General features: G+C 70.7%; 16 protein-coding genes and 1 pseudogene. 6 read left to right on the plus strand and 11 right to left on the minus strand.

Annotated elements, in window-relative coordinates; all coding sequences use genetic code 11:
• Positions 1-66: 66 nt before the first annotated feature.
• On the plus strand, positions 67-570 hold the full coding sequence (locus ACFWV8_RS17360; protein WP_384202285.1) for a hypothetical protein: 504 nt from the start codon (positions 67-69) through the stop codon (positions 568-570).
• A gap of 355 nt (positions 571-925) precedes the next feature.
• Complete coding sequence (locus ACFWV8_RS17365; RefSeq protein ID WP_384202347.1) at positions 926-1960, plus strand: Acg family FMN-binding oxidoreductase; 1035 nt, start codon at positions 926-928, stop codon at positions 1958-1960.
• Between the two features lie 53 nt (positions 1961-2013).
• On the opposite strand, the gene ACFWV8_RS17370 is transcribed toward ACFWV8_RS17365, so the two are convergent.
• Positions 2014-2436 carry a pyridoxamine 5'-phosphate oxidase family protein gene (locus ACFWV8_RS17370; RefSeq protein ID WP_384202288.1) on the minus strand — a complete coding sequence of 141 codons (423 nt, stop codon included), beginning with the start codon at positions 2434-2436 and terminating at the stop codon, positions 2014-2016.
• 320 nt (positions 2437-2756) lie between these two features.
• Between ACFWV8_RS17370 and ACFWV8_RS17375 the strand changes: the two genes are divergently transcribed.
• Positions 2757-3977, plus strand: a complete 1221-nt coding sequence (locus tag ACFWV8_RS17375) for an MFS transporter (protein WP_384202349.1) — start codon at positions 2757-2759, stop codon at positions 3975-3977.
• 72 nt (positions 3978-4049) lie between these two features.
• On the opposite strand, the gene ACFWV8_RS17380 is transcribed toward ACFWV8_RS17375, so the two are convergent.
• Positions 4050-5177: a saccharopine dehydrogenase NADP-binding domain-containing protein gene (locus ACFWV8_RS17380; protein ID WP_384202291.1), complete on the minus strand. Its 1128-nt coding sequence runs from the start codon at positions 5175-5177 to the stop codon at positions 4050-4052.
• A 128-nt stretch (positions 5178-5305) separates the two neighbouring features.
• On the opposite strand from ACFWV8_RS17380, the gene ACFWV8_RS17385 reads away from it, so the two are divergent.
• Complete coding sequence (locus ACFWV8_RS17385; RefSeq protein WP_384202294.1) at positions 5306-5872, plus strand: helix-turn-helix domain-containing protein; 567 nt, start codon at positions 5306-5308, stop codon at positions 5870-5872.
• An 89-nt stretch (positions 5873-5961) separates the two neighbouring features.
• On the opposite strand, the gene ACFWV8_RS17390 is transcribed toward ACFWV8_RS17385, so the two are convergent.
• Positions 5962-6504: an MOSC domain-containing protein gene (locus ACFWV8_RS17390; protein ID WP_384202297.1), complete on the minus strand. Its 543-nt coding sequence runs from the start codon at positions 6502-6504 to the stop codon at positions 5962-5964.
• Positions 6505-6827: 323 nt separating this feature from the next.
• Between ACFWV8_RS17390 and ACFWV8_RS17395 the strand changes: the two genes are divergently transcribed.
• Entirely contained in the window at positions 6828-7994 is a 1167-nt protein-coding gene (locus ACFWV8_RS17395) for a PP2C family protein-serine/threonine phosphatase (RefSeq protein WP_384202300.1), read from the plus strand.
• 324 nt (positions 7995-8318) lie between these two features.
• Here the strand turns inward: ACFWV8_RS17395 and ACFWV8_RS17400 are convergent.
• From ACFWV8_RS17400 to ACFWV8_RS17435, 8 genes and pseudogenes are all read right to left on the minus strand, one after another.
• Positions 8319-9126 (minus strand): annotated as a pseudogene (locus tag ACFWV8_RS17400) (IS5 family transposase); the annotation flags it as partial.
• A gap of 65 nt (positions 9127-9191) precedes the next feature.
• Complete coding sequence (locus ACFWV8_RS17405) at positions 9192-9620, minus strand: RacP protein (RefSeq protein WP_384202303.1); 429 nt, start codon at positions 9618-9620, stop codon at positions 9192-9194.
• Between the two features lie 3 nt (positions 9621-9623).
• A complete protein-coding gene (locus ACFWV8_RS17410; protein WP_384202306.1) occupies positions 9624-10634 on the minus strand; it encodes a DUF6192 family protein in 1011 nt (336 codons plus the stop codon).
• Positions 10635-11166: 532 nt separating this feature from the next.
• Complete coding sequence (locus tag ACFWV8_RS17415) at positions 11167-12894, minus strand: GAF domain-containing protein (RefSeq protein ID WP_384202309.1); 1728 nt, start codon at positions 12892-12894, stop codon at positions 11167-11169.
• Between the two features lie 217 nt (positions 12895-13111).
• Positions 13112-16255: a discoidin domain-containing protein gene (locus ACFWV8_RS17420; protein ID WP_384202312.1), complete on the minus strand. Its 3144-nt coding sequence runs from the start codon at positions 16253-16255 to the stop codon at positions 13112-13114.
• 244 nt (positions 16256-16499) lie between these two features.
• Entirely contained in the window at positions 16500-17027 is a 528-nt protein-coding gene (locus ACFWV8_RS17425; RefSeq protein WP_384202315.1) for a DinB family protein, read from the minus strand.
• A gap of 545 nt (positions 17028-17572) precedes the next feature.
• Entirely contained in the window at positions 17573-17902 is a 330-nt protein-coding gene (locus ACFWV8_RS17430) for a hypothetical protein (RefSeq protein WP_384202318.1), read from the minus strand.
• Between the two features lie 44 nt (positions 17903-17946).
• The gene (locus ACFWV8_RS17435) at positions 17947-18555 is read right to left on the minus strand and encodes a helix-turn-helix domain-containing protein (protein WP_384202321.1); all 609 of its coding nucleotides are present in this window, start codon (positions 18553-18555) and stop codon (positions 17947-17949) included.
• A gap of 174 nt (positions 18556-18729) precedes the next feature.
• Between ACFWV8_RS17435 and ACFWV8_RS17440 the strand changes: the two genes are divergently transcribed.
• Positions 18730-19701 (plus strand): alpha/beta hydrolase family protein, encoded by a 972-nt coding sequence (locus ACFWV8_RS17440; RefSeq protein ID WP_384202324.1) that lies wholly within the window; start codon positions 18730-18732, stop codon positions 19699-19701.
• Positions 19702-19844: the final 143 nt, after the last annotated feature.

Raw genomic sequence — 19844 nt, forward strand, 5'->3', positions numbered from 1 at the left:
CGGCACCACCCTCCCCGGAGCCAACACCCCCAAGACACGCCCCAGTCGGAAGAAGGACAACACGCCATGGACGGATCACACCGTCGGGCCGGCACCTTGCTCGCCACGGTCGGAACAGCTCTGGGCGTCGCCGGACCGGTCATGGTGCCGCGCGCTCGCAGCGGCCGGAAGGAGATCCGTACCGAGCTGGCGGCCCAGAAGATCACCTTCCCCGAGCGCGGTCTGCCTCCCGAACTCGCTGCCTACGCGGGCCGACGCGTGGAAACCGGGCCCGAGGCGCACGCCTACGCCGAGTTCATCAAGGGCAATCTCGCCCATGCCACCGGCGGTCGCACCTACGCCGAGATCAGCGCCGAGTCGCATGCCACCGGAGGCGACGATGAGAAGCTCTCCGAGCTGCGCCGTACCGCGTTCATGGGCCAGTCCCTGCGGGCCTCACTGATGTCCGCCTACCAGGCATGGCACCTCACGACCCTGGTCACGGGTCTGGGTGCCGCGCTGACCGGCCTGGGCGCGGCCTTGGTGGCCACAGCGGACGCCCTGGCCTCCCGCTCCCCGAACCGCTCCTGAACACAGCGCCGACCGCCGCCGCCGGTGGACGCCGACGGCGCCCGATCCGGAGGTATCCCGTGCACGACCACGCCGACCGGCCTCGATGCCGATTCCGCCGCTGCCGCGCGCGGTGGGCACCCCGCGCGGTCCGGCCAGGTCACCGTCCTGCCGCCCGCCTCGTCTGCCCCGACTCCAGGGCGGCCGGGCACAGCCCCCGGACGCCGGGGAGGACCGCGCGATGAGCCCCGCCGTGATCCTGCCGCCGGCCCGCCATCCGCTCGACCCGGAGGCCAGGGACCGCTTCACCGCGTCGGCCGGCCGCCGGTTCGGAATGCCGATGGCCCGCGGTCACGAGGAAGAAAGAGGAGGCATCATGCGTACCCGAACCCTGCTGGACGCGGCCACCCTGGAGTCGCTCCTGGCGGCCGCCGTCGCGGCGCCGTCGATCCACAACACACAGCCCTGGCGCTTCCGCCTGGACCCCGAAAGCCAGGTGCTGGAGGTCCATTCGGCGCCGGAGCGAATCCTGCCGCTGGCCGACCCGGCGCACCGCGCCCTGTACCTGTCCGTGGGCGCCGCGGTCTTCAACCTCCGGCTCGCCGCCGTACACCTGGGCATGCGACCGGACGTACGGCTCCTGCCGGACCCGCAGGCACCCGGACTGCTGGCCGCCGTCCGGCTGACCCGCCGGCTCACCGCGGACGACCACCTCGACGACGCCGGTCTCCATGAGGCCATCGCGCGGCGGCACTCAAGCCGGATGCCGTTCACCGGCAGGCCGGTGCCCCCGCCGATCGTGGCGGAGATGACGGCGGCGGCGCATCGCGCCGGAGCGCGGCTGCATGTGCCGGACATCGCCGGAACACGGTGGCTCCTGCGCCTGACCGCCGCGGCGGAGGCACGCAACATCGCCGACCCGGAGCGCGCCGCCGAAACCCGCGGCTGGATCACCGCCCCCGGCAGGGACGCCCTCTACGGCATACCGCTCACCGCCCTCGGCCCGCCCGACTCGGCGGCGCGGATGCCGATGCGGGACTTCACCGGCGCGCAGGCCGCCCTCCGGCGCCCCACCCTGCGCTTCGAACGCCATGCCCAGGCGGCCTTGCTGTGGACGTCCGACGATGGGCGGGAGGACTGGCTGCGCGCGGGCCAGGCCCTGCAGTACGTCCTGCTCACGGCAACGGCCCGAGGAGTGCGTACCTCGCTCCTCCACCAGGCCATGGAATGGCCGGACTTGCGGGGAGCGACGGCCGGTTCCAGGCGGCTCCGCCGCCCGCAGATGCTGATCCGCTTCGGTTACGGCCCGGACGGCGGCCACACGCCGCGCGCGTCCGCCAATCCCGAACGCGAAGCCGGCTGCGTCACGGAGCCGAGAGCCTCGCACCCGGGCACAGGACCGACCGGCTGACTGTCCGCGGCCGGCGTCGGTCCGATCCGCCGCCCCTCGCGCATTGCCGCGCCTTACCGATCGCCGCGTGCCCCGTTGAGCTCGCGACCGGTAACCATCTCGGCTTCGATCCGCACGAACACCGCCTCCCGCAGAGGCATCCAGGACGTGGGGCCGGCCTGCGACAGCCGCTTGTGCTCGGCGCGGTCGGTCACCACGGTGGCCCGGCCGGTGACGACCACACTCCAGCCGGACCGGGTGGACGCGTCGAACTCGTCGGCTTCGAACGCGACCACGACACCGTCGATCGCGCGCACGAGGTCCGAGTCCGGCGAGGTGAGCAGCAGCACCGAGGCATCCGTGTCCAGGGAGAAGTTGACGGGGAGGACCGCGGGCAGCGCCTGCCGGGTGTAGACCACCCGGCCGACCGGTGTCTTGGCGAGCAGGCGCAGGCTCTCCTGCCGGTCGAGCGCGCGAAAGGCGTCGTTCCTGGACATCGCTCCATCGTCCCCGCGGGAGGCACGAGGGGGGTAGGGCCGACCGGCCCTACCGTCCCCACCGCTGCGGACGGCCGGATCCGGAGCCCGGGACTGTCTGTCCGTCGGCAGGGACTGATGGCCCATGCCTCCGCCGAGTCCCGGCGTGAACAGTGGTGACGGGAAGTCGCCCCGCAGGCAAGGGACTTGCGGTGCGTGTGCGATCACGGTGGCGCCGTACCACCGTGAAGAGGAAAGGGACGGACGACATGGTCCAGCCGTTGAAGTCGAGGGGCGGCGGCTCGCCGTCGGGTACGCCGGTGCCCGGCCGGGCGTGGCTGATGCTGGCTCTGGTCACGGTCGGTTTCGCCGTGAACTTCTGGGCGTGGGCGCTGCTCAGCCCGCTCGGCCCGCGGTTCAAGGACGGCCTCGGCCTGTCGTCGTTCCAGCAGTCGCTGCTGGTGGCTGTGCCGGTCGTGGTCGGCTCCCTCGGCCGTATCCCGGTGGGTGCGCTGACCGACCGGTTCGGCGGCCGGGTGATGTTCCCGATCGTGTCGGCGGCCACCATCGTGCCGGTGCTCTACCTCGGTCTGGCGGGGCATTCCTCCCTCGCCGCGCTGCTGGTCGGCGGCTTCTTCCTCGGCATCGGCGGCACCGCCTTCGCCGTCGGTGTACCGCTCGTCAACGCCTGGTTCCCGCCCACGCGGCGCGGTCTCGCCATCGGTGTCTTCGGCGCCGGCATGGGCGGCACCGCGATCAGCGCCCTGACCACCGTGAAGCTGGTCGGCACGCACAACATGTCCACTCCCTTCCTGATCACCGCCGCGGTGCTGGCCGCGTACGCCGTCGCCGCCGCGCTGCTGCTGCGTGACGCGCCCGGCCGTACCGTGCCGACCGAGCCCCTGGCCCGCCGACTGGCGGCCACCGCCCGGCTCGGCATCACCTGGCAGGCGTCCGCGCTGTACGCGGTGGCCTTCGGCGGCTACGTGGCCTTCTCCGTCTACCTGCCGACCTATCTCAAGACCGGCTACGGCCTCACCCAGGGCGACGCCGCCAACCGCATGGCCGGGTTCGTCCTCCTCGCGGTGGCGATGCGCCCGATCGGCGGCTGGCTGTCCGACCGGCTCGGCCCGGTCCGGGTGCTGGCCGGCGCGCTGACCGTGGTCGTGGCCGGTGCCGTCGCGCAGGCTTTCACCCCGGCCCTGGCGCCGGTGGGCACCATCGCCTTCCTGGCCATGGCCGCCGCACTCGGCGCCGCCAGCGGCGCGACCTTCGCCCTGGTCGCCCTGCGCACCCCGGCCGACCAGGTCGGCTCGGTCACCGGCGTGGTCGGCGCCGCGGGCGGACTGGGAGGCTTCCTGCCACCCCTGGTGATGGGCTCGCTGTACGGCGAGTACGGAACGTACGCGGCCGGCCTCGCCCTGCTCGCCGTTGTGGCCACCGTGGCACTGGCCTTCACCCTCACCGGCGTCCGTGCCGCATCCGAAGGCGCCGCGTGGGAACCCGGCACCGCCCGCCCGCGCGAGCACCGCACGGCCGGCACCACCGGCACCACCGGATAAGGGCGAGCTGCCCGGCCCGACAGGAACGAAGGACGGACCGGTTCTCCGGGTGGGGCGACTCGGCGGTGCTCCTCAGTCCCGTACGAAGGTGCCGCCCGCGGCCGTCGCCAGGTCGGGCCCGAGGGCGGCTGCCGGTGTCCAGGCGCCGGGCCTGCCGGCACCGCGGGCCAGCAGTTCGGTGACGGTGGCGGTGACGTCGGCCGTGAAGTCCATGCCGTCGCCGGCGCGGAGCCATCCCTCGTGCCGGGTGCCGTCCGCCCACTCCACGACGGCGTGTCCCCAGGAGTGTGCGCGCGGCCGGGGTGCGGCCTTCTTGATCGCGGCCCGGCCGAGCCGGTCGACGGCGAGGCGTCGCAGGGCTGGAACGGACAGCAGGCGGCCGAGCAGCGGGAGCAGGGCACGTACAAGCGGCGCGGCCGGCACGAGAGCGGAAGTGGCGGTGACGAACGGTGCTCCGCTCGCCGCGTGCGCCGCGACGAGGTCGCCGGACGCGACACCTGCCGACTTCGCCGACTCCCCGTCCGGGAAGGTGAGTCGCCGCGGGTCCGCGCCGAGGCGTGACGTCACCAGCCGCCCGTTGTCGTACCGCCGTCCGCCGGCGGTGAGCACGTCCACCATGCTGGCCGCGAGGGCGGTACCGAGCACACCCGCCTCGATGGCCACCGAGGCCACGGCGTCGACCCGCACCCGGTGCGGCGCGGGCCGGCCCTCGCAAAGCTTCGCCACCACCGCCTCCGTCGCCAGGACGCCGAATCCCGCGCCGGTGACCAGGGTGCTCCCTGCCCGCACCGCCTCGTCGTGCAGGGCGAGCAGCCCCTCCACGGCGACCACGTCGTTGGCCTGGTCGACGTAGTGGCCGCCGGGCATGCAGGCACGGGCGATCACCGGCGCCGTGGCGGCGAAGGCGCCCATGGTGTTCACCACCACCCGGGGGCGCTGCCGGACGATCTCGTCCGCGATCCGCCCGGCCGAGTCGGCGACGACGACCTTCGCGTCCCCGGGCAGACCGGCTTCGGCCCCGGCGGCCAGCAGCCGCTCCCGGCTGCGCCCGACCGGCACGACCGTCAGCCCCCGCGCGGCCAGCCGGGCGGTCACGCCCCGGCCCACACGGCCGGTCGCCCCGACCACCCATACCTCGTCGTTCGTCCTGCTCCCACCTGTCGTCCTGCCGGTCCCGCTGGTCTCGCTGGTCTCGGTCATGTGAAACGTCCTCCTGCCTGCTCCGGACCGCACCGGGGACGAGCGCGCCCCTCAGTGATGACACAGTGTGTCGTGAGTACAGGCTAGCACTGACGACACAGTGAGACATCGCCTGTTAGAGTCACCCCATGGCGAGATGGGATCCGGGTGCCGAGGAGCGCCTGAAGCGCGCGGCTGTCGAGCTGTACCTGGAGCGCGGATACGACAACGTGACGGTGACCGATATCGCCGAGCGGGCCGGGCTCACCCGGCGCTCCTACTTCCGCTACTTCCCCGACAAGCGCGAGGTCCTGTTCGCCGGCTCGGAGCGCCTGCCCCCGGCACTGGCGCACGCGGTCCTGACGGCCGACCCGAACGCGGCCCCGCTCGCTGCCGCCCTCGACGCACTGGCGCGGGTCGGCGCCCAACTCGCCGAGCAATTGGGGGACGTGACGGAGCGTCAGGCGGTTATCGACGCCAGCCCGGAGCTGCGGGAGCGCGAACGGACCAAGATGGCAGCGGTCACCGAGGCGATGCGCGACGCACTGATGCAGCGTCAGGTGAACGCCGGGACGGCCGAACTGGCCGCGCAGCTCGCCACGGTGGCCTTCCAGAACGCCTTCCGGCACTGGATCGAGACCGCGGGGCAGGCGAGTTTCGGCAGCTGCCTGCACATGGTGACCGACGAACTGCGAGCCGCCGTCGCCGGGACGTGAGAAGGACGTCTGCCCAGCGCGCAACCGATCGCTTCAGGGGGAGGACCGGCGTCTCCGCCAGGCCAACTCCCTGATCACAGGCAGTCGGTTCAGACCCGCTCCAGGCGTCGGTGCGGCCCGCCGGGAAGCTCCGCCTTGATCGTGTCACCCGGACGCACCGCACCGCCCTTCTTCACGATGCTCATGATTCCGGCTCTGTGCACGATGTTCCCGGCTTCGTCGCGGCCGGCAACCTGCTTCAGCAGACCGTCCTGGAAGTTGTCGATCTGCGGGCACGGGTTGCGCAGGCCGGTCACTTCCAGCACCGCGTCGTCGCCGACGTGCAGCAGCGTGCCGACCGGCAGGCCGAGCAGATCGATGCCGCGGGTGGTGATGTTCTCGCCGAGGTCACCGGGCACCACCGTGAATCCCTCCGTACCGACCTCGGCGAAGAGCTCTTCATGGATGAGGTGGACCTGACGAAGGTTCGGCCGAGTGGGGTCCTGTGCGACCCGTGAGCGGTGCTTGACCGTCACGCCGGCGTGTACGTCGCCCTCCACACCGAGCCCGGCGAGCAGCGTGATGCTTTCCCGGTTCGGCTTGGTGAACGAGTACTCGCCGTTGCTGCTGACCGCCGTCACTGTCCCGCTCATCCTCCGAGCCCCTTTCCCCACGACAATGATCAGCCATGACCCTGGCCCTCGGGAACCCTCAGGCGTCAGGCCTCAGGCCTCAGTGCCTGTTTCTCAACTTCCGGCCTTTGTGATCAAGGAGTGGGCGGTGGGTTGCTTGGGGTAAATGACAGTGAGTGACGTGTTCTGCGATGTGGACGGTGTCCGGTTGACGCTCGCCGTGGTATTCCTCACTGTGGTGGGTGGGGGTGCGCCAACGGGAGCGGTGTGTGGTGGATGGGCAAGGTGAGCTTCCCCGACTACTGACGGCAGCGGAGACGGCGGCGCCGGGGGAGGCCGTCGACGTGATCGCCGAGGACCTTCTGCGGCGTTTCGGTGCCACGCGGGTCTCCTTCCTCATCGTGGACCTGACCGGGAAAGCGGTGGTGCCGCTGTCCACGGCCTCGCAGGCGGAGGCAGGGGGCGCGCGGCCAGCGGACAGGATCGGCCTGTTCGGCAGTGTCTACGAGCAGGTGGTACGCACCCAGCGGCCGTACCGGGAGACGACGGAGCAGGGCGAGCGGCTGATCTTTCCGGTCACCAACCGCGGCGATGCCATCGGTCTACTGGAGTTCTTGCTTCCCGCCGGCCCCGGCCAAGGGGTGCTTGACGCGGTGGCTGAGGCCGCGCACATCCTGGCCTACATCGTGATCGCCAATCAGCGCTTCACCGACCTCTATACCTGGGGAAGACGCAGCAGGCCCCTGACTCTGGCCGCGGAGATCCAGCAGCGGCTGCTGCCCCTGTCGCTCACCTGCGAGGCGGCGCAGTTCGCGCTGTGCGGGAATCTGGAGCCCTCCGAAGATGTCAGCGGCGACACGTTCGACTACACCCTCGAGCGCGACACCCTCCACCTGTCCTTGACCGACACCATGGGCCACAACGTTCAGGCCGCGCTGTCGGCGACGGTCCTGGTGGGGGCCCTGCGCGGCGCCCGCCGCCAGGGGGCCGACCTGATGGAACAGGCCCGGCAAGCCGACCAGGCCCTGGCCGACCACAGGCCACACGGCCACGCCACCGGGCAGCTGGTGCGCATTGACCTCCACACCGGGCAAGCTCAGATAGTCAACGCAGGCCACCCCTGGCCGCTGCGCATGCGCGGTGGAAAGGTGGAGGAGATCGCCTTGGAGGCGGACCAGCCCTTCGGACTGTCTATGCCGATCCCCCGCCCTTACCGAGTCCAAGGGTTCGACCTGCGTCCTGGTGACAGGTTGATCATGTTCACCGACGGCATGCTCGAACGCCGCGCCGAGAAGGTGGACCTGCCCGCCCTCGTGCAGGACACCCGGCGCCTGCATCCCCGGGAGACCGTGCTGACGCTGAGCACCGCGGTCCTGGACGCGGCTGGCGGCCATCTGGAGGACGACGCCGCGGTGATGTGCCTGGACTGGTACGGCTCCCAGGAGACCAAGCGGCACGTGGGCTCCGGCGCGAACATTCAGCAAGCCTCACCCCGCCGCACGAAGCGCTAGCGTCACTCACCGTGCCCGGTGCGGTCACGGTCGACCCGGCCCTGTTGGGGATCCAGCCATCGAAGGCGGGCACCGGACGACGCACGACCGGAATGCGGTTCGCTGCGCTGTGCGGCGTCTGCCTACTTCTGGCCGTCGCCGAGACCATGTCCTGCTTTCCTGGTCCGAGGCTGCGGCGCAGATGCCGGGGACCCGGCGGTCGTGGTGATGCGAGAATGGGTCGGCCCGAGGCCCGGCGGGCTCTTGGTGAGGCCGGTGACCACCAGCGCCAAGATGATCAGTCGCGGTGGGCCTCGCGGGAGACCGGCTGGCCGCTTCTACGGGAGGACCGGCGGGTGATGCGCCTGGTCATGAGGGTGATCGCAGCCCAGGTGATCAGCGATTCCGAGTGCTGGACGAGTCGTTCGTAGTCGCGTGCGTGCCGGCGGGCGTGCATGACCCAGGCGTGGGAGCGCTCCACGACCCAGCGGCGGGGCAGGACGACGAACCCGGCGGCGTTCTTCGGTCGGCTGACGGTCTTGATCGTCAGGTTCAGGTAGGTCTTCGCCCAGGTCACGAGCTGTCCGACGTAGGCGGAATCGGCCCAGACGATGGTGATCTCGGGGTGCATCAGCCGCAGCCGGAACAGCACTTCCTTGGCCGCGTTGCGGTCCGTCATGTCGGCCGGGGTGACCATGACGAACAGCGGCAGGCCCTTGGTGTCCACGACCAGGTGGCGTTTGCGGCCGTTGATTTTCTTGCCGGCGTCGTAGCCGCGGGAGTCCTTGCCGACGGTGTCGGCGGCCTTGATGGACTGGGAGTCGATGACGGTGGCGACCGCACCGGGCGCCTTGCCCATCTCGCGGCGGACGCGCTTGCGGAGCTGGTCACGGATCTGGCCGATGACGCCGGCGGCGGCCCAGCGGGCCATGAACCCGTAACAGGTGCGCCAGGGCGGGAAGTCCTTGGGCAGCGCCCGCCACTTGCAGCCGGTATCGACCACGTAGCGGATGGCGTCCACAATCTCCCGCCGCGGATGCTTCTCCGGCCTGCCGCCGGTCGGGGTGTCGCAGGCCGGCACCGGCAGCAGCGGCTCGATCAGCGCCCATTCGTCGTCCCAGGTGTCGGAGGGGTAGCAGCGTGGCCGCGGCACGGTTCCCTCCTTCGGACACCGGATCCGGACTGCCGCGCCCCCAGGCGTGCGGCAGTCCGGACGGCTCATGCGTCGGTGAAGTCGGCGATCACGTCGAGCGTGGACTCCACGGAGTTGAGTTGGGTGTTGAGGTGTTTGATCCACCGGCCCTTGGGTTGCAGGGCGGCGTGCGGGGCGACGGTCCCGGTGATGAACCGGCGGATCTCGGTGAGCTTGCCGCGGATGACCGCGACCTCGTAGGCCTGGAGCTGGTCGGGGTCGGCGCAGAACTGGTAGCCGTCCTTCAGCGTCCAGATCAGCGGCGGCCAGCCGCGTTCGGTGATGATGTCCCGTAGGCAGGCCAGGCCAGATCGGGTCTGGTGGGGGGACAGTTCGCAGGACCTGACCAGCTGGGGGAAGGTCAGGCCGGCCGGCCGTGCCTCGAAGAGCACGAACCGGACGGTATCGGCGTGCCGTTGGGCCGTCGGCGATCTGCGCTCGGAGGCGCGGGGCACCGGCTATTCGTCTTGCAGGAGCCGGGCGAGTTCGTCGTCGACGTCGACCTTGCCGGTGTCCACGGCGGTCTCGATCCAGTCCAGCGTCGCCCTCACGCGGGCGACGTTCTCGTGGACGATGACACGTTCGTCGTCGCCGAGCTGCCGGTCGCGCATGCCCGGGACGACCCGGCCGGCCGCCGCGACGAACGCGTGGCAGGCGGTGACCAGGTCCAGGAACTCCACCGACTTGTCGATGCTGCGGACCGCCGGGGCGACGGGGCTGGTGTCCTCGAAGTGCTCGCGGGCCTGCCGGCCCCGCTCGACCTGGGCGTGATTGACCCGGTGGCGGGCGGTGTCATCCGACATCGCCCGGAACGCGACGTCCGGGCGTCGCAGCAGGCCGGTGGTCACCGTGGCGGCGACGTGGTCGTCGCGGGTCAGCTCTTCCACGACCCGGACCTTGTCCTCCTGCTTGACCTGGGCGACCACCGTCGGCCGCCGGAGCAGGTCGCTGGTGACGGTGGCCGCGACCTCCTCGTCAGTGGCCAGGGTGTGGATCGCGCTGACCTTCTCCTGCGAGGTGACGGGCTTGACGACCTGTCGGCCGACCTTGCGGTTCGCCTCGTCCGGTGTCCACCGGGACATGCCCTCGGGCGGGCGGGTGATCGCGTCGTACCGTTCCTCGTCGTCCACGATGGACGCCAGGATCTTGTGGACGGTGAAGGACACCCCCGCCATCCGGCGGTCCTTGGGCCACTTCGACGCCGTCCACCGGGCGGTGTCCACCGTCTTGTAGGACAGGCCGATGTCCTCGGACAGACGGAACAGCGAGTCCTTGACCGTGAACAGCGAATCACTGCGCTGTTGGCCGCCGGCCTCGCGCATCGGCTCGACCTCCAGCGCGTAGTCACCGACGCTGAACTGGATCCGGCTGGCGGTCTCCACCAGCTTCCGCAGCTCCGCGACGATCTCTGCGTACCGGTCTGCGCTGACACTGCCAACCTTGTCGGCGATCTCGATCTCTTCGGGCATGGCGTTTCACCACCCACCGCGGAGCCGGGGCGCGGCCCCGCGGCCGTGGCAAGACCCGGCCCGCTTCTGCGACCGAGCATCAGACCGCCAAGAGGAAGATCACAACAAACGACCGGAAATGACCGGGGACCGGTCGAAGATGCCCTCCGGGTGCGTTCGTGATGCGGTCACTGTGACCGTTCGCCGAACGATTCCTTTCGGGCCCGCCAGGCCCGCGTGACGCACCGCCGCGAGCAGTAGACCGCGTTCGAACGGCGGTCCACCCCCGCGACCCAAGTAGCTCCGCACTGCGGGCACTCAGCCCGGCCGGCGCCACCCAGCTCCGCGGCCACCCGCTTGCGCAACCGTACGTCCCGACGCCACTGCCTGGCACGGCACGCCGTCGAGCAGAACCTCGCCCGAGGCGGAGCCTCCGGCCTCAGCCGAACCCCACAACCCTCACAAACCCGTCTCGCAGCCTGTCCGGCGTCCTCGGACACCCGGCCAGCCTAGGGCACAAAGCTACTCAAATCTGGGGATCGGAAACAGGCACTCAAGACGGAAGAGGCACACTCCAGGCCAGGATCGTGCCGCTCGGCTGGTTCGAGGACGTGCTGAAGTCTCCTCCCAGGTTCTCGGCCCGCTGCCGGAGGTTGGCGAGACCACTGCGCCGGGTGGTGGCGGGATCGATGCCCCGGCCGTTGTCCCGCACCCGCAACCGGAGAGTCCGGTCGCTCACGTCGACACCGACGTCGACGGCGGTGGCGTGAGCGTGCCGGGCCGCGTTGGACAACGCCTCGCCCAGCACGGCCAGGAGATGCCCGGCGTACTCGGCGGGCACGTCGGTGTCCAGCAGGCCGGTCATCCGAAGCGCCGGGGTGAAGCCGAGGGCTTCGGCGGCCCGATCGGTTTCCGTCACCACTCTCGCCCGGAGGCCGCCCCGGCCGCGGTCGCTCTCCCGCAGGCCGTAGATGGTGGAGCGGATGACCTTGATGGTGTCGTCGAGGTCGTCCACGACCCGCTGGATCCGCTCGCTCACCCGGGGCCGGTCGGCGACGCGGCCGAGCGTGGACTGAAGGGTCAGGGCGCCGGCGAACAGCCGCTGGATGACCAGGTCGTGCAGGTCGCGGGCGATACGGTCACGGTCGCCGAGGACCAGCATGCGCTCGGCGTCCTGGCGGTGCTCGGCAACCTCCAGGGTCAGCGCCGCCTGATTGCCGAAACCGATGACCATGTCGACGACCGCGTCCGGGAACACCCGCCCGCCGGGCACATTCGCCACCAGCAGGACGCCGCGCACGTGGTCGCGGGTGCCCAGCGGCACGTAGAACGCCGGCCCCAGGTCGACCACGGAGGAACTGCCGCCCTCGGCACGGGGGTCGACGCTGACCGCGTCGCTGGTGACCGTCTGCCCGGTCGCGAACACCTTCGACGCCAGCGTCGTGACCGGCAGCACCAGACCGCGGACCTCCTCTTCCCGCGGGCCGGAAGCGACCTCGACGACCAGCTCGCCGCTGTCCCCGACCGGTACGGCCAGCGTGACCAGGTCCGCGCACGCCAGCTCACGTACGGTGGCGGCGACCGACGCCAGAACCTCGGCCGGATCCCGGCCGGCCAGCAGCCTGCGAGTGAGCTCATCGCTCGCCGCCAGCCACTGCTGCTTGCGGCGGGCGTCGTCGTACAGCCGGGCGTTGTCGATCGCGACGCCGGCCGCCGCGGCCAGGGTGCGCAGCACCGACTCGTCGTCGGCGTCGAACTCCGCGCCGCCCTGCTTGTCGGTCAGATACAGGTTGCCGAACACTTCGTCGCGCACCCTGACGGGAGCACCGAGGAAGCTCGTCATCGGCGGATGCCCGGCCGGGAAGCCCGCGGACGCCGGGTGATTCGCCAGGTTGGCCAGGCGCAACGGTTCCGGGTGGCGGATGAGCTGGCCGAGGATGCCTTCGCCGCGCGGGTAGTGTCCGATCCGGGCGATGGTCTCCTCGTCGACGCCGACCGTGATGAACTGCTTGATCGTGCCTTCCTCGCCCAGCACGCCCAGCGCCCCGTACCGGGCGTCGACCAGGGCGACAGCGGAGTCCAGGATTCGGCGCAGCACCACCTCAAGGTCCAGGTCGGAGCCGACGGCCAGAACCGCCTCCAGCAGGGTGCGCATCCGGTCGCGAGCTGCCCGCACCTGCTGCACCTGCTGCTGCAGACCGTCCAGCAGATCATCGAGCCGCAGCTGCGGAGATGTCCCCGGCACTGCGGCGTCGCCCAGGCCCTGCGCCCCCTCGTCCACCAGAACTCCCCTCACCACGTACCGTCCGGCCACTGCTCAGCATGCCCGATGGGCCGGCCTCGCTCGGTGCCGCCCCGGCCGCCGCGGGCCGCCGGCCACCGCCGGCCGATGCCGGACTTTGTCCGGTGCGCGACTGGGCGGGTACGACGGCCACCACGACGAGGTGTCGTGGTGGCCGTCGTACCGGCCGGGTGGGACGGACGGGTGCGGGCGGGGGTCAGCCGGGGAGTACGGAGAGCGAGACCACGCGTGCGTCGTTGCCGGCCCGGCCCTTGATCCGCAGGGCCACGTAGCGGGCGGTGCCCTTCGTGGTGAGTGTCGCGACACGACCCCTGGTCCGGAAGTCTCCGGCAGGCTCGTACGACAGACCGTCGGTGCTGAACTCGGCCTCCGCCGACGGCGCCCGCCCCCCTGTCCAGCTGATCCGGATCTCGCTGATCGCCGTCGGTGCCCCGAGGTCGACCACCATGCGGCCGTCGGCCCCCGGACTCCAGGATGTGTGCGGATCGCCGTCGACCGCCGCCGCCGGGTCGGACATGCCGGCCGGGAGCGGCGCCGTCGGGAAGGTGACGCGACCGAGTGCCATGTCGGTGAGCGGATAGGCGGTGGTACCGCGCACGGTGACGTTCTCGGTACGCCCGCGGCGCACGCTGACATGCGTCGCCTGCCCGCCCGGTGGGGTGACCACCAGCCGGCAGGAGGGCCCGGTCAGCCGGAGTGTCGCCGCGTCCACGACCTCGGCGCGCAGTCCGGCCGGAACGCGCCCGCCGCCGTCGGGCCGCAGGACGAAGCGGGCGGGTGCCACCTGTGCCTGAGCCGCGGGGAGTTCGGCGCGGTAGTCGGTGCCGTCGGCCGTCAGCGTCTGCGTGCCCGCGTACAGCCGTACCGAACGGGTGTCCTGCGGCAGGGACACCGTGGTGGTCACGGCGGTGGCCGACAGGTTGAACAGGCTGAGGTGACCTCCCGCGGTGCTCGCGAGCACATCAGGATGCCCCGACCTGGGCGCCTCGCGCCGTGCGGCGGCTTTCACCGCGGACGGGTCGCCGTCGGCGTAACCCTCCACGAGGACGGCCTCGGCCGGACCGTCGGAGAGGACCAGCGTGTCGCCGTAGACGGCGAGCGGGTTCTTCGCGCCGCGTACGACGAGGCCCGCCCGTCCGTCCACCGAGACCCAGCCGCCGGTGCTGGTGAGGTCGGCGTGCGGGAAACGTTCCAGGTCCGTCCAGGTCTTTCCGTCCGCCGAGCCCTGGAGCGCGTAAGCCCGGCCGGCGGCGGCCTCCCAGCGCAGGGTGACGCGGTCGAACTCCCGCTCCTGCCCGAGATCGACGGCGAGCCAGCTGTCCGCCCGCGGACGGTCGGCGACGGAGACGGCCCAGCGGGTCGTGAGGTTGCCGTCGACGGCCAGGGCCGCGCCCTTGCCGGTGTCGGATGACGAGGCGGTCGCGGTGGCGCCCCGGGCGAGGTCCGTCCCCTCGGCGCCGTCGCGTACCTCGATCGCGAACAGGGAGTAGCCGTACTTGGGGTCCGGGGTGATCCCGCGCATCCGCAGGTGCCGGTAGGAGGCCCTGGTGAAGCTGATGTCGTCCGTGCGCCCGCCGGGCGCCGGGGCACCGTCGTCCTTGGCGGAGACGGTGGTCGCCCCCTCGGCGGTGGTGTACGTACGGCCGCCGTCGAGGCCCTTGATGCCCGGCATGGTGAGGTTGCGTACTTCGAGATGGCCCTCGCCGGCGGAGGTGCCGCTCGTCGCGTAGACGACGTCCCCCGAGGGGAGGGTGGTGAACCCGGCGAAGCCCGTGGGCAGGGTGAAGAGTGTCGCACTGCCGTCGAAGCCGTCACGGACCTCGCTGTACGTCGTGACGGATCGGGCGGCCGGTCTGGCGGCGGTCGAGGGAAGGAACATGGGTGTGTTCCCGCTGAGGGCGAAGAGCCAGTTGTCGTGGGCGGGTTGCCAGGCGAACTTGACGTAGCCGGGCTTGCTGACGGCGGCGGCCCAGGCGGCCGGTGACTGGTGCGCGACGAGGCCGGGTCCGGGGCCGAAGTCCCGTACGCCACTGGCTCGTTCGAACAACTCCCGCTCCGTGAGCGGGCGTACCGCCTTGCCCTGGGCGGCCCGCCACTCGTGCAGGAGGTAACTGACGGCGATCTCGGCGCGGGCCTCCGGCTCGTACTTGGGCTCTCCGGAGAACTTGGTCAGGCGGTTGACCGGCGCGTACGCCTGGTAGGCCTCCAGGCGCTCGGCCAGCGCGGCCTCGGCGCGGGCGGCGGCCCGGTCTCCCAGCACCTGGGCGAGGAACGCGAGGGGGATGACGTCGCGTCCGTAGAGGTACTCACGGTCGTTGACCATCGGCATCAGGGGCTCACCCGAGTCACTCATCACCATGAGGAGGGTGTCCCACAGGAGTCCGGCGTTCGGCTGCGAGGTCAGGACCTCGGGCATCGGCCGGCCGGCGGTGACGAAGTGCGCGGCGTTGCGTCCGGATGTCCGCCACAGTTCGGACTGGTAGTGCGGGCCGAACGAGCCGTGGTTCTCGACGATGAAGGTGTCGTAGAGGTTCTGCGCGGTGTTGTCGCTGACGGGGACACCGTCGACGAGCGCCGGGTTGGCGCGGTCCGCGGCCGGCAGTCCGGCCTCGTTGCGGCTCCAGCGGCCGAAGGCGTCCCGCCACTGCGGGTACGTCACGTTGTCGGGCGCCCAGGCGAGTCCGGGGGCCAGCGACTGCGCGTAGACACCCATCTCCTCCAGCTTCGTGTCGCCCACGTAGCCGCCGTTGAGGCCGCGCGGTGTCCAGTCTCCCGAGGCGGGGTCGTCACCGGTGCCGAGCGCGGTGGTGTATTCGGCCTGCCCCCGCACGATCGTGTCGACGTTCTCGCGCGTCTCGCTGTCGAGCCGGTCCCAGAGAAGGCGCGCGGCGAGGACGAAGTAGAGCTGGAAGGTGGTGTCGAAGAAGAGGGTGCGGCCCCATTCGGTGCCCCCGGTGAGGCGGTTCGACGAGGCGAAGTGCTTGATGGTGGCGAGGGTCCGGAGGAGCAGGGTCTTCTCGTCGACGCCGGCCCGCTCGGCGTCGTACGAACCGCGGGTGAGCAGCAGCGCGTTGCCGAGGACGACGGCGAAGCCGAAGTTCTTGGCGGTGTAGTACCCCTTGGAGGCGTCCCACTGGGTCTCGGACCAGTGGGTGTGGGTGAGCAGGGCCCGGTAGTAGGCGTCGGCGATGTCATCGGGAGCGGCCGGGCGACGCCCGCCCGGCCGTCCGTCGGCCGCGGCCGGTGAGACGCCGAGCGACGTGGACGCCGCCAACGCCACGGTGAGGCCGGACAGTTGGGCGAACCGGCGTCTGCTCAGCCGGGGCGGGTGGTGGTTCACGCGGATGCGCCTCCTGGGTTCGAACCTAAGACAACGTTGTCAGGATCCACTGCATTCTTGGTTCGCACAGTCCGAACCGTCAAGCCCCGGGGACCGCGGGCTTGCCCGCGACCGACTCTCGCTGGTGTCCGGGGCGGGGCAGCCGTACCTGCCGCGCCCGTACGCCGATCTGATCAGGTACCCCGTGGGGAGGCCACCGCCGAGGAGGTCGCGGGTCTTGCCTGATCACCCCGGCCGGGGCGTCTCATGCGCCGGTTGCTCCGTCGACCTGCTCACGGAGGAGATCGGCGTGACCGTTGTGACGTGCGTATTCCTCGATCATGTGCACCATGATCCAGCGCAGGGAGATTCCCTGGTCGCCGAGGTGAACTGCTTCCTGCTCGGACAGGTGACCGGAGTCGTCCAAGGACGCGTCAGCGATCTCCTCACGTCCTCGGGCGACCTCCACCTGCCAGGCGGCGGTCGCCTCGTCGAGTCCTCGTTCGGGCTGAAGGGCGAAGCCGTCGGGGTTGCTCTTGCCGAAGACCGGCGGCACGGTCAGACCGGCGAACACGCGCTGGAACCAGTTGCGTTCCACCTCGGCCATGTGCTGGACGAGACCGAGCAGCGTCATCGACGACGGTGATGCCGCGGCAGACCGTAATTGATCATCTTTGAGGCCCGAACACTTGAGGGCGAGAGTCGCACGGTGGAAGTCCAGCCATGCTTCCAGCATGGTGCGCTCGTCGGCATGTGCGGGCGGGATGGGCCGCCCGTCCGGTGTCGTATTCATGAGCACACCCTGGCAGCAACGGCCGATGTCCGTGTGCCGGTGATGGTTTGCGGCGTTGCCGGCCGGTCGGCAGACTTCCGCCCATGCCCGGGACCGCGCGTGACCTGACGCTTGAACACTTCCGGTGGATCAGTGGGCACGCCTATGTGTGGGCGATCTTTCGGGATCCCGGGCACTGGCCCCGGTGGTCACCGGTCTCGTCGAACCGTTTCGAGGCGAGCGGATCACCGCGGTCTGCGGCATCGAGGCGCGGGGGTTTCTTCTGGGCAGCGCGGCCGCGGTCGAGCTCGGAGTCGGGTTCGTGCCTGTCCGGAAGGGCGAGGGCCTCTTCCCGGGCGACAAGGTCGCGCGTCAGTCGTCCCCCGACTACCGGGGCCTTCGCCATACGCTCCGGCTCCAGCGGTCCTCGCTGAGGTGCCCCGTTTCTCGCCAGAGGTGGAAAGCGACCTTCGGCGGGCGGGCTGGGTTCCGGATCGCTGAGTTGATCTGGTCCGTTGGAGAGCGGCAATGCCGAATTTTCGGCCTTACTTGCGCACAGAGGCGGCTCAGGCCTGCCTCGTTGCGGAATTCCCCGAAGATCTCAGCGTGTGGTCGACGAGCTTGACGGGACGCCGGGTGCGCGGCAGCAGCCTCTCCAGGTTGTCCGCGATCACCGGTACCGCTCGGGCCTTCACTTCCTGCGGATCAGGGCGGGTCAGCGAGGCCGTCGGGAACAGTGCCAGGTCGTCGTCCTCCTCACGCGACTGGAGCGTTGCCCACCACGCGTCCCTCGCTCGGGCGACCACGTCGCCGAACACCCACAGGCCGTACTGGCTGCGGGTGGCGAACACCAGCCGGTAGACGGGCCGTTTGCGCGGCCAGTGCGATACGGGCACCGACTGCACGAGCGAGGCCGGTCGCGGGTGGTGCGGCCCGCGTGTCAGCGGTCGAGCTTGAGTGCGCCGTGGCCGACGTGGGCCGTCTCGGCGATGGTGCGGATCAGATTCAGCAGGTCTTCGTGCAGGCGGTCGGTCATGCGGCCCTCGGCGACACTGCGTTCGAAGGCTTGGTTGACGCCTCTGATCGCCGCACGGCCGGCGGCCTCGAACGGGTCCTCCTGATCGGTGCCGTCGAAGGGGAACTTGGTCCCGGCGATCCGGCGCGACACCTCGACCTCGGCCAGGGCGACGACGCCGGGATTGGCGAGCGTCATCGCGCGGGTGAGCGTCGCCTCCTCGTGGTCGAGGTGGTCACGCAGGTCGCGCCACCACTTGTCGACGAGCTCGACGAAGTCGACGGACGGATCGGCGTAGTAGAGCGCGATCAGTCGCTGCTCGCGTTCGGCCGGCCATTCGGTGATGAAGTCGAGCTTGGAGGGGAAGTAGCCCGTCACTGTTCGCGGGGCCACGTCGGCGGCCTCGGCGATGTCGGCGATGGTCGTCCCCTCATAGCCATGTTCGACGAACAGTCGCAGGGCGGTGTGCAGGATGTGGCGCCGACGGCGCGCCTTGTTCCGCTCCCGCAGTCCGGGACCGTTCCTTGTCGTCACCGCGCCCTCCCTCGGGCCGTTCGTCACCGCTCGATTTTTGCTGTCCACAGCGTACACGCCCCACGTATCGTAAATGCCTCCTTGTGCAATCTTGCCTTTGATAGCAAGATTTTCGTCGACGGTTCGATGTTGTGTCCGCACGGACGGCAACTACCTGCGGACCGCGCATAGGAGATGGTCTTGAACACTGCATACGCCGACGCATCCGGTTTCCCGGTCGGTGATCCGACGTCGATCCTGAGCTGCAGTCCCGTCGTCCTCGACGTCCCGGACAGGCCTGTTCCGCTGGAGACCAAGGTCGCGGCGCCCGTGACGGGCACCGGGCTCCCGGTCATCGTGTTCTCCCACGGGCACGGTGCCGCGAACTTCCTGTCCTCGCTACGCGGCTATGGCCCGCTCGTGGACTTCTGGGCCGCCCATGGGTTCGTCGTCATCCAGCCGACACACCTCGACTCCACCGTGCTCGGACTGCGCGAGCAGGACCTGCCCGACGCGCCCCTCTTCTGGCGCGACCGCGCCCTCGACATGCACGCCGTCCTGGACCGCCTGCCGGAGATCCTCGGCGCCGTCCCCGGCCTGCCGGAACGCGTCGACACCAGCAGGATCGCGGCAGTCGGTCACTCGCTGGGCGGTCACACGGTGTCGCTGCTGATGGGCATGCAGGTCCTGGAGCCGCAGGACCCTCGGGAGAAGGATCTGTCGGACCCACGGCTGAAAGCAGGTGTCGTCATCGGGGCCCCCGGCGTCGCCGACGAGCACTTCGGCCCGTGGGCGACCGAGCGCTACCCGTCGCTGCGGTACTCGGACTTCGCGACGATGACCGGTACCACGCTGGTCGTGGCCGGCGACGAGGACCTGAACCCGAACTTCTCCAGCCGCCTGAGCTACCGGTGGGACGCCTACACACACAGTCCGGGCGGTAACAAGACGCTGCTGATGATGTTGGGGGCCGGGCACCTGTTCGGCGGGATCTCCGGCTACGACGCGGCCGAGACCACGGACGAGAATCCAGCCCGCGTCGCCGCACTCCGCGCACTGGTCCTGTCCTACCTCCGTTCCCAACTTCTCGGCGACCGGTCCTGGGAAAAGGCGGTCGACCTGCTCCCGTCCCTGCCGATACCTGTTGCCACGGTGGAAACCAGGTGAGTACGCAACGTCGCCCTCACCGAGGGCCGAAGAGGAGCAATCTGTGAACATCGCCGTCCTCGGAACCGGCAGAGTCGGCTCGACCCTGGGCGCACGCCTGACATCACAAGGTCACCGTGTGCTTTACGGGTCCCGTAGAGCCA

This window comes from Streptomyces sp. NPDC058665 (genome assembly GCF_042714995.1).
GTDB lineage: Bacteria > Actinomycetota > Actinomycetes > Streptomycetales > Streptomycetaceae > Streptomyces.

Excerpts from the sequence above, each read along its gene's own strand:
- ACFWV8_RS17380 (WP_384202291.1), bottom strand. The coding sequence starts at position 5,177 with ATGACCGAGACCAGCGAGACCAGCGGGACCGGCAGGACGACAGGTGGG.
- ACFWV8_RS17375 (WP_384202349.1), top strand. The coding sequence starts at position 2,757 with ATGCTGGCTCTGGTCACGGTCGGTTTCGCCGTGAACTTCTGGGCGTGG.
- ACFWV8_RS17385 (WP_384202294.1), top strand. The coding sequence starts at position 5,306 with ATGGCGAGATGGGATCCGGGTGCCGAGGAGCGCCTGAAGCGCGCGGCT.
- ACFWV8_RS17425 (WP_384202315.1), bottom strand. The coding sequence starts at position 17,027 with ATGAATACGACACCGGACGGGCGGCCCATCCCGCCCGCACATGCCGAC.
- ACFWV8_RS17365 (WP_384202347.1), top strand. The coding sequence starts at position 926 with ATGCGTACCCGAACCCTGCTGGACGCGGCCACCCTGGAGTCGCTCCTG.
- ACFWV8_RS17390 (WP_384202297.1), bottom strand. The coding sequence starts at position 6,504 with ATGAGCGGGACAGTGACGGCGGTCAGCAGCAACGGCGAGTACTCGTTC.
- ACFWV8_RS17360 (WP_384202285.1), top strand. The coding sequence starts at position 67 with ATGGACGGATCACACCGTCGGGCCGGCACCTTGCTCGCCACGGTCGGA.
- ACFWV8_RS17370 (WP_384202288.1), bottom strand. The coding sequence starts at position 2,436 with ATGTCCAGGAACGACGCCTTTCGCGCGCTCGACCGGCAGGAGAGCCTG.
- ACFWV8_RS17410 (WP_384202306.1), bottom strand. The coding sequence starts at position 10,634 with ATGCCCGAAGAGATCGAGATCGCCGACAAGGTTGGCAGTGTCAGCGCA.
- ACFWV8_RS17440 (WP_384202324.1), top strand. The coding sequence starts at position 18,730 with ATGGTCTTGAACACTGCATACGCCGACGCATCCGGTTTCCCGGTCGGT.